At 64.0% G+C, this 10551-nt stretch carries 7 protein-coding genes; 3 read left to right on the plus strand and 4 right to left on the minus strand.

All coding sequences use genetic code 11. The features are described from left to right. Positions 1–35: 35 nt before the first annotated feature. From nagA to ABIV12_RS09950, 4 genes are all read right to left on the minus strand, one after another. Positions 36–1181, minus strand: coding sequence for an N-acetylglucosamine-6-phosphate deacetylase (nagA, locus tag ABIV12_RS09935; RefSeq protein ID WP_348058780.1), 1146 nt, complete (start codon positions 1179–1181; stop codon positions 36–38). Next, positions 1181–2233, minus strand: coding sequence for an SIS domain-containing protein (locus ABIV12_RS09940; RefSeq protein WP_348058782.1), 1053 nt, complete (start codon positions 2231–2233; stop codon positions 1181–1183). Before ABIV12_RS09940 ends, nagA begins: the two co-directional genes overlap by 1 nt. 23 nt (positions 2234–2256) lie before the next feature. Beyond that, positions 2257–3294, minus strand: a complete 1038-nt coding sequence (locus tag ABIV12_RS09945; RefSeq protein ID WP_348058784.1) for a LacI family DNA-binding transcriptional regulator — start codon at positions 3292–3294, stop codon at positions 2257–2259. A 71-nt stretch (positions 3295–3365) separates the two neighbouring features. Next, positions 3366–4649 (minus strand): sugar MFS transporter, encoded by a 1284-nt coding sequence (locus ABIV12_RS09950; protein ID WP_348058786.1) that lies wholly within the window; start codon positions 4647–4649, stop codon positions 3366–3368. Positions 4650–4957: 308 nt separating this feature from the next. Here ABIV12_RS09950 and glk point away from each other — a divergent pair, with 308 nt between their 5' ends. The 3 genes from glk to ABIV12_RS09965 all read left to right on the plus strand — a co-directional run. Further along, a complete protein-coding gene (gene glk, locus ABIV12_RS09955) occupies positions 4958–6055 on the plus strand; it encodes a glucokinase (protein WP_348058788.1) in 1098 nt (365 codons plus the stop codon). A 36-nt stretch (positions 6056–6091) separates the two neighbouring features. Further along, the gene (locus ABIV12_RS09960; protein WP_348058790.1) at positions 6092–8878 is read left to right on the plus strand and encodes a TonB-dependent receptor; all 2787 of its coding nucleotides are present in this window, start codon (positions 6092–6094) and stop codon (positions 8876–8878) included. A gap of 126 nt (positions 8879–9004) precedes the next feature. Continuing rightward, positions 9005–10551: beta-N-acetylhexosaminidase (locus ABIV12_RS09965; protein WP_348058791.1), on the plus strand; the 1547-nt coding region annotated here is incomplete at its 3' end.

Below are 10551 nucleotides of genomic sequence, written 5' to 3' on the forward strand. Positions count from 1 at the left end.
ACGGATCGCGGCTGGGCCGCATCGCGTTGCCATCCCTACAGTGGAGACCACGCGCCGCCGATGCAGGTGCGAACGACATGCAGGGTCCTGTCGAACACGACGAGGTCTGCACGCCGTCCCTTTGCAACATGGCCAACATCGTGCGACAGCCCGAGAAAATCGGCGGGATACGTCGAGGCCATCCGCCCGGCTTCGTCAAGCGGGATACCGAGTGCATTCACCGTGTTGCGCACCGCGCCGGCCATGTCGAGAGCGGATCCGGCGAGCACGCCGTCGGGTGTCTCGCAGCGGCCGTCGCGACAGGTGATCGGCACGCCCGCCAGCATGTAGGTCTCGGAATGCGCGCCCACCGGCGGCATCGCATCGGTGACGAGCATCAGCTTGCCACTGGCCTTCGCGGCAAGCGCAACACGCAGCGACGAGGGGTGTACATGGAAACCGTCGACGATGATGCCGCACCAGCTGTCGGGATCCTCGAGAGCAGCACCGACCACGCCGGGTTCGCGACCCTGCAACGGTGTCATCGCGTTGAACAGGTGCGTAAAGCCGCGAACACCCGCATCGAGTGCGGCGCGTGTCTGCGCGTAATCCGCTGCCGTATGGCCGGCACAGACGATCACGCCACGCGCGACGAGTTCGCGAATGCGCCCGGGGGGCACACATTCGGGGGCCAGCGTCAGCACTGTCTTTCCATGGCGGAGCGAACACACCAGATCGAGTTCGGCGTCGTCGAGGGCGCGGAACTTGTTCGCATCGTGCGCACCGCGTCGAGTGGGCGCGATGTAAGGCCCTTCGATGTGGATGCCGAGCACACCCGGAACGCGCTGCGCGATCGCGGCATCGACGGCGGCGATCGCCGCACGCATCACGTCCGCGTCGTCGCTGATCAGTGTGGGCAGGAAACCGGTCGTTCCGAAGCGGCGATGCGCTTCGCCAATCGCGCGGATCGTGTCGACGGTCGGCACATCGTTGAACAGGACGCCACCGCCCCCGTTGACCTGGACGTCGATGAAGCCGGGGAGGAGCGTGTGGCCGCCGAGATCGACCCGTTCGATGTCGCGCAGGCGCGCATCGTCGGCGTCGATGGCGTCGTCGATGCGATCACCATCGACGATCACCGCAACGTCGTCGCGAAATCCTGCCAGGGTCAACACGACGCCATTGACGAACGCGGTGCGCATCAGATCGTCTCGGTGACCTTGCGCAGGTGTGGCGGCGCGTCGGGATCGCGCCCGCGCCGAACCGACAACGCGTTGATCGCGCCGTAGCATCGATGCACCGCGACCAGCGGCGCGCACGCGGGATCCAGTCGGGCGGCGAGTGGAAGGGTGCCGATACCCGACGCCTGCCCTGCAACCCAGACTCGCGCTCCGCGTGCGCGGAATTTTGCGGCGACCTCCAGCGTGCCTTCGCGCGTGTCGTCGTCCTGCACGAAGAACAGCACAGGGAAATCCTCGCCGACCAGCGCCATCGGACCGTGCTGCACTTCGGCCGAACTGAATGCCTCGGCATGCAGGCCGCAGGTTTCCTTGAGTTTCAGAGCGGCTTCCTGCGCCGCAGCAAGTCCGAGTCCGCGGCCGACGACAAACAGGTTGCGCGCATCCTCGAGTCCATCGACCAGCGACGACCAGTCGAGTGGCCAGCCGGCATCCAGCGCTGACGGCACGTCGTCCAGCGCGGTTCGCAGGTGCGCATCGTCGCTCCACTCCGCGGCGAGATGCAGCAGCGCGGACATCGAGCAGAGAAAACTCTTCGTTGCAGCGACGCTCAGTTCGGGCCCGGCGCGCAACGGAATCACGAAGTCGGCGGTGTGCGCGAGCGGCGATCCTTCGACGTTGACCATCGCGACGACCCGCGCGCCGGCGCGCTTCGCCGCGTCGGCCTGGTCGACCAGATCGGGACTCTTGCCCGATTGCGAGATGGCAAGGAACAACGCCCCTTCAAGGTCCTGCGACGCTGCGTAGATCGATTGCACCGACGGCGCCGCGGACGTCGTGGTGACTCCCAGCCGCGTCTCGAACAGGTACTTGGCGAATGTCGCCGCATTGTCCGAACTGCCGCGTGCGCCGGTGGCAATCAGACGCGGTGGACGGCGGATCAACGACGTGGCGAGATCGTGCATCACGTCCCGATTCGCGTCGAGCTGATGGGTGATGACCGAGGCCGACTCGAGCACCTCCCGATACATGCGGGTGGATTCGGGAGCGCGTGGTTTCGGATCGGGCTGCGGCATGGTCGGACGTCTTCGCGAAAACATCAGGAGGTCGGCTTCCCGACGCGTGCGGTCGAATCGCGGATCACCAGCGACGGACTGAACCCGCGGTTGACCGGAGCGACGCCGCTTGCGGAGGGCTTGAGTTCGGCGATCAGGCGCAAGGCTGCGTGGCGCGCGATGTCTTCGGTCGCCTGCTTTGCAGTGGTCAGCGCGGGCCACGATTGTTTCGAAAACGGGCTGTCTTCGAAACCGGCGATCGACAGCTCGTATGGCACGTCGATGCCGTTCGCCTTCGCCGCGGCGAGCACGCCCGCGGCAATCTCGTCGTTCGAACCGAAGATCGCGGTGGGGCGCTCGCGCAATGCGAACAGACGCCGCGCTCCGCGAAAACCGTCGTCGAACGAGTAGTCGCCGGGGATGACCAGCTTCTTGTCGAGCGGAATGTCATAGTCTTTCAGCGCGCTCTCGTAGCCCTTGAAACGCTCCGGACTCGAGCGGTGCTCCGCGCCGCCCCACAGGAAACCGATGCGGTGGTGGCCGAGCTGGATCAGGTGTTCGGTGATGTCGTACGCCGCGTCACGGTCGTCGACGTAGACGCATGGGTAGCCGTCGTCGGGATCTTCTGCCGCCGAAATGATGCGCACGAACTTGATGCCGTTGTCGGCGAGGTAGCGGATCAGGTCCATGCGCTCGGACATCGGCGGCGCGAGCACCAGACCTGCGAGGCGCGTGCGTCGCACGAGGTCGCGCAATTCGTCGGCGAGATCGGGCACGGTCGAATCGCAGGGATGGATCTGCAGGCCGAAGCCCTGGTCGTGGCATGCGGCGAGCACGCCGTTCTGCACGCTGATCACGTAGTACGGATTGGGGTTGTCGTAAACGAGACCGATCGCATGCGACGTCGCGCTGCGCAGATTGCGCGCGGCCTGGTCGGGAGCATAGTTCAGCTCGTCGATGGCACGCTGGATGCGCTCGCGCGTGTCCTCGCGCACCGAGGTCTCGTTGTTGATCACGCGAGAAACGGTTTTCAGCGAGACGTTCGCGCGCTTCGCGACATCCTTGATGGTCGGTCGGTTCACCGGGTCTGCCTTGACGGAGTCATGCGCCATTACACCTCAAACAGGAGCGGGAAAGATCGAGCACGCTGTCGTCAGACGCCACTTCCACGGCCCGCGCGATATCCGTGCAGCGCGTAGTAGAGAATATAGAGGTAGCACGGCACCACGATGCAGGCGAACGCGAGCTGGAAATCGTGGTGTTCGCGCAGCAGCGCAAAACTCTGCGGCAGGATCGCACCACCGGCGATGCCCATGATCAGCAGTGCCGATCCGGTTTCGGTCAGGCGTCCAAGTCCGGCGATCGCCAGCGGGAAGATCGCCGGCCACATCATCGCGTTGGCGAAGCCAAGTGCGGCGACGAAGCCGACCGAAACATAGCCTGTTGTCAGGAACGCACCGATCGCGAGCGCGACGCCGAGGACTGCCGACATCGCGAGATAGCGTGATTGGGAGATGAAACGGGGAATCGCGATCAGGCCGGCGACATAGCCGATCAGCATCGCGGTCAGCGTGAAGGAGGTGAAGAATTTCGTTTCGTCGGGAGGCAGCCCGAAACCGCGGCCGTAGGTGCCGATCGCATCGCCCGCCATCACCTCGACCCCGACGTAGACGAACAGGCACACCGCGCCGAGCCACAGGTGCGGGAACGCGAAGATGGTGGCGTCACTGCGTCGTCCGTTGCCGACGGCGCTGTTCGCTTCGGAGGAGTGGATTTCCGGCAACGGCGACCGTGCGATCCAGATTCCGAGCACTCCAAGGATTGCTGCCATCACCAGGTACGGCATGTGGATGCGCGCTGCGAAGGCGTCAAGGAGCGCGGCGCGCGTGGGTGCGTCGGCAGCCTGCACCTGCGACCTGAGATCGCCGAGCCCATGCATCACCAGGATGCCGAGCAGCAGTGGTGCCAGGATGCCGGCCACCTTGTTGCAGATGCCCATGAACGCGATGCGCTGCGCAGCGCTCTCGATCGGCCCGAGGATGCTGATGTACGGATTCGCCGCGGTCTGCAGCAGCGCGAGCCCGGCGCCGATCATGAAGAGTCCGCCCAGTGCGCCGGGGTACCAGCGGCGCACCGCGAATTCACCGAACACGATCGCGCCCGCTGCCATCACGAGCAAGCCCACTGCCATGCCGCGTTTCATTCCGCTGCGGCGAAGGAATGCGGCGGCGGGCAGCGCGAGGAAGAAGTACGAGAGATAGAAAACCATCAGCACGAGAAATGCGTTGACCGTGTCGAGTTCAAACGCGAGTTCGACAAACTGGATCAGCGGACCATTCATCCACGTGACGAATCCGAAGATGAAAAACAGCAACCCGATGATGAGCATCGGCGAGCGGACATCCCGTGGTGTGGACGCGGCAACGGTGGCATGCATCGGCATTCTCCAGATGGATCATCTTCGCCGGCCGGCACGATGGGCCGACCGGATTCGGGCAATGCGGGTTAACGTTGTCATTGGCCGGTCCCCACGAGCGACATTCCCGGCGATTCCCCATGATATAGGCATCTTCGTGCAATGTGCGAGGTCCCTCAGCACTGTTGATGGCAAGGTTGGAGGCCCCTTTGTCATCATTCCGCAACGCGTATTGACAACGTTGTCACCTACGCAGAGACTCCGCCGCACCAGAGCCCGGGCGGTGTTCCCCCGGCAGCTGGCAGACGATGCGGGCAACGGGGAGTCGGGTGAACAACAGCCGCCATCAAGGGCCATCCAGCACAGCAGGCGGCGTGTTCGTCGCAGCCGATGTCGGTGGCACCCATGCGCGCGTTGCGCTGATTGAAGCGGCACGGGACGGCACGTCTTCGTTCTCGATCCGCCACTATCGCAAATACGCCTGCGCCGACTTCCCGAGCCTTGCGGCGATCATCGAAGACTTTCGCAACAGGGACGTGCAGGGACCGATCGCGACGGTTGCTCTCGCAATCGCCGGCGTCGTGATCGATGACGCGGTCGTCAACCGGAATCTCCCCTGGTCGGTGTCGATTTCGGCGATCCGCTCCGCGCTCGATGTGCACGAACTGGCGATCGTCAACGATTTCGAAGCGGTGGCCCATGCCGTCGGACATGTCGACGTTGGCGATTCGTTTCTGTTGTGCGGCCCGGAAGCCCTGCAGCAGGGCCCCGTGCTCGTGGTGGGTCCCGGCACCGGCCTCGGCGCCGCCGTGCGGATTCCGCATCATGGCGGCGCGATCATTCTGGCCACCGAAGCCGGCCACGCAACCCTCGCACCCGATTCCGATTTCGAGATGGACGTGCTGCGCGAGCTGCGCAGCCGCGGTGCGCGCGTGATGATCGAGCACGTGTTGTCCGGTACCGGCCTGGTGAACCTCGACGCCGCCGTGCGCACTGTCCGCGGCACGCAGCCGCGTGTCCTGACGCCGGCGCAGATCAGTGCCGCAGCGCTTGCACGCAGCGATCCGTTCGCGGTGGAAACCGTCGACGTGTTCTGTGGCTGGTTCGGCAGCGTGCTTGGCGATCTTGCGTTGCTGTACGGCGCGCGTGGCGGGATTTATCTCGCCGGCGGCGTGTTGCCACAGATGAAGGAACTGCTGATCGGCAGCACGTTCGTCGCGCGTTTTCTCGACAAGGGCACGATGCGGGAAGCGCTCCTGCGCATACCCGTTCGCCTGATCGACCATGCGCAGCTGGGCGTCATTGGCGCCGCCAGCTGGTATTTCGGTCGCGATTTGAAGTCCCCCCGCGGTTCGCAGACCGATGGGTCCGCGGGGAACGGAGTTGCACTCACGATGGATCCACACCAGCGGGCGAGCGGCGCTTGAGCGAACCCAGACCATGAGACGAGGAGGGGGAACACCATGAAGTACCCAAGAACCATTCTTTCGGCAAGCATCCTGGCCGTGCTCGCGTTTGCCGGAACGGCACACGCCGCTGATGGCTCCAGCAATGCGGACCAGGGAGCAAGTACGCCAGGCAGTCCTGCAGTCACCGTCGCGGATGCGTCGCAGCCGGAAGGTCAGGAAATGGAGACGGTGGTCGTGCATGGCATCCGCGAGAGCCTCAAGCGCTCGCTGGAAACCAAGCGCGAGGCGAATGCAGTCGTCGATGCGATCACCGCCGAGGACATCGGCAAATTTCCGAGCACGAACGTTGCCGAGGCGATGTCGCAGATTCCGGGCGTGACGATCGACCGGCGCTTCGGGCAGGGCGAACGCGTCAGCATCAACGGCACCGATCCCAGCCTCAATCTGACGTTCCTCGACGGTCATCCGGTCGCACAGACGACCTGGCTGTATGGCGAACAGCCGAACCGCGGATTCGACTACACGCTGCTCGCGCCGGAAATCCTCGGCAAGCTGGAGGTGTACAAGAGCCCGGAAGCGCGTCTGCCGGAAGGGAGCATCGGCGGCACCATCATCATGCACACGCGCCAGCCGCTCGATCTCGACGTCAACACGCTGAGCGCGTCGGTCGGCGCAAACTACGGCGACCAGTCGGATGCGACCAAGCCGAACGCGTCGATCCTCTACAGCTGGAAAAATCCGGAAGGCACGTTCGGCTTCGCAATTTCCGGCCAGCACTACGAGGAAAAAGTCGATCGCCAGGGTGAGGAAATCTTCGGCTACAGCCCGGTGTCGAGTCTTGCGGCGGGGAGTCCCGCGGTCGCTGCCGGGATCGCGTCGGGCGCTCTCGATCCGAATGCGCTGGTGCCGCAGGAAATCAACGCGGCGTATTTCCAGCAGACGCGCAAGCGCAACAGCGCAACGCTCAACATGCAGTGGAAGCCGACCGACGAGTTCGAGCTGGATGTTCGCGGCCTCTATGTCCGCGAGAAGTTCAACAACTTCAACCAGTCGATGTATGGCTTCACCACCCAGACTCCGCAGAACATCACCAGCCTGACACCGGGCCCCGGCGGGATCATCACCGGCGGTCATTCCTGTGGCAACGACGATCCGGGCTGTGCCGGGTTGACCGGGAATGGGGGCAACGGTCCGGTCAACACCTATCTCGACAATCAGGTGCGCATCTCGACCGTGACCACCAAAGGACTCGATCTCACTGGAACGTACAAGGGTGACGGCTGGGGACTGTCGGGCCAGATCGGACAGAGCAAGTCCGACAACACCGACAATTCGCAGGCCTTCATCGAGCCCTACTACAACGGCGGCTACAGCTGGGACATCCGCCGCGGCATCACGTTCGACAACCCGTCGGCGGCAGCGGATCCGGCCAACTGGCACGATGGCGACACGCCGGGCGGGGGCTGGGGCGGCAACTACGCGCAGTGGCCCGCGACCGCGAAGGATACGTACGGCCAGCTGGATTTCTCGAAGGACTTCCAGGGCTTCATCAACCAGCTGCTCGTCGGTGTTCGCGTTGCGAAGCATCACGAAGAGCGCGAGCTGTCGATCTTCGGGGGCGTTCGTACCGGCAACCTCGCAACAATCGGTTTCGACGGACTGACCGACATCCTCGCGAATTTCTCCGGCTTTTCAGGCGACCAGCGTCATCACGTGCAGACCAGTTTCGACAATGTGCTCGCATGGGTGCTCGGCAGTCCGCTCGGCACGTCGCCCGATCCCGGGTCGTTCCTCAACAACAGCTACGCGATCAGCCAGAAATCCCAGGCCGGCTACGCGCAGCTCAACTTCGGCACCGACGCGCTGCACGGCAACTTCGGCCTGCGCTTCGTGCACACCGAGATCGAGAGTTCGGGCTACAGCTACAGCGGTGTGCCGACCTATCCGGCGCCGGAAGGCAGCTACCAGACCGCGAACGTGTCGCACAACAATACGCTTCCGTCGTTCAACATCGCGTATGACCTTTCCAGCGATGTCGTGCTGCGAGGCGCGGTGGCGGAAGTCATCGCATGGGCGCCGTACAACCAGGAAGTGCACAACACGTTCCTCAATGACACCGTGCTGACCGGATCGGGTGGCAACGCGAATCTCGATCCGTACAAGTCGGTCAACTTCGATCTGTCGGTCGAGTGGTACTTTGCCGAGCAGTCGGTGCTTGCCGCGTCGGTGTTCTACAAGAACATCTCCAACTACATCACCACCGACTCGCACATCGAACGCCAGTTCAACTCGCAGCGCACCACCGATCCCGCCGGCTACCAGCGCATTTTCGTGGACGGACATCTCGGAAATTGCGATGTCGAAGGGTTCTGCGATTACAGCGTACTGCGTCCACTCGACGGCGGCCGTGCGAAGGTGAAGGGTCTCACGTTGAGCTACCAGCAGCCGTTCGGCGATACCGGTTTCGGCATGTTTGCGAACTACACGCTCGCTGACGGCACCACCGCGTCCGGAACGGATCTTCCGTACAACTCGAAGAACGCGATCAACTTGAGCCCGTATTACGAAAAGGGTCCGTTCAGTGCGCGCCTCACGTATGGCTGGCGTAGTCACTACCTCGCAGGCGGCTACGTTGCCGGTTCACCACCGGCGTCGGTTGCGGCGTATCGCGAACTCGACGCGTCGGCGAGCTGGCACTTCACGAATCAGTTCTCGGTCAACGTCAACGCAATGAACCTGCTCGATGAAACCTACCTGCAATACCTTGGCAACAAGGACCTGATCGCGGGCAAGTATTCGAGTGGCAGACGCTACATGGCCACCCTGCATTACGATTTCTGACGTCGCCCTCAGACAGCGATGTTCGTTGCGGGTCCGGGCAGCTCCGGACCCGCTGTTTTGTTTGCGCGCCGCACTGCATGATCGTCGCGTCGTGCTCGGGCACGCGCCTTGCGTGGAGTCGATGCGATGGCTCGTAATCCGATCCCCCTGACAACGACCGCGATGCTTCGGATGATGGCGGTCGTCGTCGTTGGCGCCGCGCTCACCAGCTGCGCGGCCGAACGGCTTGTCAGCATTCCATCGCGCCCGCTGTCGCTGATTCCCGAGCCGGCTGTCGTCAACTTGCGTCCAGGCCATTTCACTCTGCACGCGCACGCAGCGCTGATCGTCGATTCGACCGACCCGCAAGCCGCAGGAATCGCGCGCCGGTTCGCCGAGCGGCTGGAAGCAGCGCGCGGTATTCGTCTGGATGAGCAACTTTCCGCACACCGTGCGGCCTCGAAACGCGGCATCGTCTTCACGCTCGACCCCGACAACGCGCAGTTGCCCTCCGGCGAAGGCTACGACCTGCGCGTCGACGCAGAATCCATCCACGTCGCCGCGCGCGATCCGCGTGGACTGTTCTACGGCAGCGTCACGCTGTGGCAGCTGCTCACGCAGGACAGTGCGCAGGTGACGTTCATCGACATCCCGCAGATCGCGATCAGCGATCACCCACGCCTTCCGTGGCGCGGCGTCATGCTCGACTCCGCGCGGCATTTCCAGTCGCCGCAATTCATCAAGCACTTCATCGACGAGTTGTCGCTGGCGAAGATCAACACGTTCCACTGGCATCTGACCGACGATCAAGGCTGGCGCATCGAGATCGCACGCTATCCACGGCTGACCGGCGTGGGTGCGTGGCGTCGTCCGGCGGGCGCCGCCGGGACCGACGCAATTGGACAGCCGGTGCGCTACGGCGGTTTCTACACGAAGGCGCAGATCCGGGACATCGTGCTTTACGCTGCCGAGCGGTACGTCACCATCGTTCCCGAAATCGACATGCCCGGTCACATGCAGGCGGCGATCGCCGCGTATCCCGAACTCGGCAGCGCGGGCGACACGCCGGTCGTGTCGCCGGACTGGGGCGTGCACCGCTACATTCTCAATCCGGACGACGCCACGCTGGAGTTCATGGGCCATGTCCTCGACGAGGTGATGGATCTGTTCCCCGGCACGTATATCCACGTCGGCGGCGACGAGGCGGTGAAGGATCAGTGGAAAGCATCCGCACACGTGCAAGCGCGCATGCACGAACTCGGTGTTCCGAATGAGGACGCGCTGCAGGGCTGGTTCATCGGTCGCCTCCAATCGCATCTTGCCGCACGCGGACGTCGGCTGATCGGCTGGGACGAAATCCTCGAAGGCGATGTTCCAACGTCGGCGACGGTGATGTCGTGGCGCGGCGCCAAAGGTGGCATCGAGGCGGCAGGGAAGGGGCATGACGTCGTGATGGCGCCGTCACCGGATCTCTATCTCGATCATCTGCAAGCGAATGGGGCGGGCGAACCCTCGGGTCGACCCGACGTGCGAACGCTTGCCGACATCTACGCCTTCGAGCCGTTGCCTCGCGCAATGGATGCGGTCTCTGCGCGCCATGTTCTGGGTGCCCAGGCGAACCTGTGGACCGAGCACATGCGAACCACGGCAATGGTCGAGCATGCGGCGTTTCCTCGCGTTGCCGCATTGGCCGA

Source organism: Dokdonella sp. (assembly GCF_039926425.1).
In the GTDB taxonomy this organism is placed as follows: domain Bacteria; phylum Pseudomonadota; class Gammaproteobacteria; order Xanthomonadales; family Rhodanobacteraceae; genus Dokdonella_A.